1 protein-coding gene is annotated in these 2,191 nt (G+C 67.0%); it reads right to left on the bottom strand.

Annotated elements, in window-relative coordinates; translation table 11 throughout:
* The coding region (gene uvrA / locus HC022_RS24710) for an excinuclease ABC subunit UvrA (protein ID WP_167454157.1) at positions 1 to 2,191 on the bottom strand (2,191 nt) is incomplete at both ends.

The raw sequence follows: 2,191 nt of genomic DNA, 5'->3' as shown, positions 1-2,191 counted from the left end.
GCGGCCGCCCTTCACGTTGAACGAGAAGCGCCCCGGCTTGTAGCCGCGCGCCTTGGCCTCGGGCAGCCCCGCGAACCAGTCGCGGATCGGCGTGAAGGCGCCCGTATAGGTCGCCGGGTTCGAGCGCGGCGTGCGCCCGATCGGGCGCTGGTCGATGTCGATGACCTTGTCGAGGTGCTCGAAGCCCTTGATCGTCTCGCAGGGCGACGGCGTCTCGCGCGCGCCGTTGAGCTTCATCGCGGCGTTCTTGTAGAGCGTTTCGATGGTCAGCGTCGACTTGCCGCCGCCCGAGACGCCGGTGACGCAGGCGAACTTGCCCAGCGGGAACTCGGCGGTGACCTCCTTGAGGTTGTTGCCGGTGGCCTTGACCACGGTCAGCTTCTTGCCGTTGCCCTTGCGCCGGGTCGCGGGCACCGAGATCTCGCGCGTGCCGGCGAGGTACTGCCCGGTGAGAGAGGCCGGGTCCTTGGCGATGGCGTCGGGGGTGCCTTGGCTCACCACCTGCCCGCCGTGCACACCGGCACCGGGGCCGATGTCGAAGACGTAGTCTGCCTGGCGGATCATGTCCTCGTCATGCTCGACAACGATCACCGTGTTGCCCTGGTCGCGCAGCGATTTCAGGGTGCCGATGAGCCGGTCGTTGTCGCGCTGGTGCAGGCCGATGGAGGGCTCGTCGAGCACGTAGAGCACGCCGGTGAGCCCGCTGCCGATCTGGCTCGCGAGGCGGATGCGCTGGCTTTCGCCCCCCGAAAGCGTGCCGGCGGCGCGGCTCATGGTCAGGTACTCGAGCCCGACGTTGTTGAGGAAGCCGAGGCGCTCGCGGATCTCCTTGAGGATGGCGCGGGCGATTTCGTTCTTCTGGCCGGTGAGCGCCGCGGGCACGGTTTCGATCCAGTCGTAGGCCTCGCGGATCGACATCTCGACCACCTGGCCGATGTGCAGCAGGCTGCCCGTCTTGCCGATCTTCACCGCCAGAGCCTCTTCGCGGAGGCGGTAGCCGCCGCAGGCTCCGCAGCGGCGGTTGTTCTGGTAGCGTTCGAATTCCTCGCGGATCCAGCTGCTGTCGGTCTCGCGGTAGCGCCGTTCCATGTTCGGGATGACGCCCTCGAACACCCGCTCGACCTGGTAGATGCGGCCGCCCTCGTCGTAACGGAACGGGATCTCCTCGTCCCCGGAGCCGTGCAGGAAGACCTGCTGGACATGGGCCGGGAGGTCCTTCCAGCGGGTGTTCTTGTTGAACTCATAGTGCTTGGCGATCGACTCGATGGTCTGCAGGAAGTAGGGCGACTTGCCCTTGCGCCACGGCGCGATGGCGCCGTCCGAGATCTTGAGCGTCGCGTCCGGCACCACGAGTCGCTCGTCGAAGAACAGCTCGACGCCGAGGCCGTCGCATTCCGGGCAGGCGCCGAAGGGGGCGTTGAACGAGAACAGCCTCGGTTCGATCTCGGGGATGGTGAAGCCGCTCACCGGGCAGGCGAAGTTCTCGGAGAAGGTGATGCGCTCGGGCTCGGCGGCCGCCTCGTCGTCTCCCGAGCCCGACCGGGGCGCGGTCTCGAGAATGGCGATGCCCGAGGCCAGGTCCAGCGCGGTGCGGAAGCTGTCGGCGAGCCGGGTTTCGAGCCCCTCGCGGACCACGATGCGGTCGACCACCACGTCGATGTCGTGGCGGAATTTCTTGTCCAGCGTCGGCGGCTCGTCGAGTTCGTAGAACTGGCCGTCGACCTTGACCCGCTGGAAGCCCTGCTTGCGGAGCTCGAGGAACTCTTTCTTGTACTCGCCCTTGCGGTCCCGGATGATCGGCGCCAGCAGGTAGCCGCGGGTGCCCTCTTCCATGGTCATGACACGGTCGACCATATCCTGCACCTGCTGCGCTTCGATGGGCATGCCCGTGGCGGGCGAATAGGGCGTGCCGACGCGGGCGAAGAGCAGGCGCAGGTAGTCGTAGATCTCGGTCACCGTACCGACGGTCGAGCGCGGGTTCTTCGAGGTCGTCTTCTGCTCGATCGAGATCGCCGGCGACAGGCCCGAGATGTGATCGACGTCGGGCTTTTCCATCATGTCGAGGAACTGCCGCGCATAGGCCGAGAGGCTCTCGACATAGCGGCGCTGGCCCTCGGCGTAGATCGTGTCGAAGGCAAGGCTCGACTTGCCGGAGCCCGAGAGCCCGGTGATCACCACCAGCTCGTCGCGG

This window comes from Salipiger sp. HF18 (genome assembly GCF_011806505.1).
Taxonomy (GTDB): Bacteria; Pseudomonadota; Alphaproteobacteria; order Rhodobacterales; family Rhodobacteraceae; genus Salipiger; species Salipiger thiooxidans.
The sequence above is the reverse complement of the archived record's forward strand: the minus strand, read 5'-3'. Positions and strand labels throughout refer to the sequence as shown.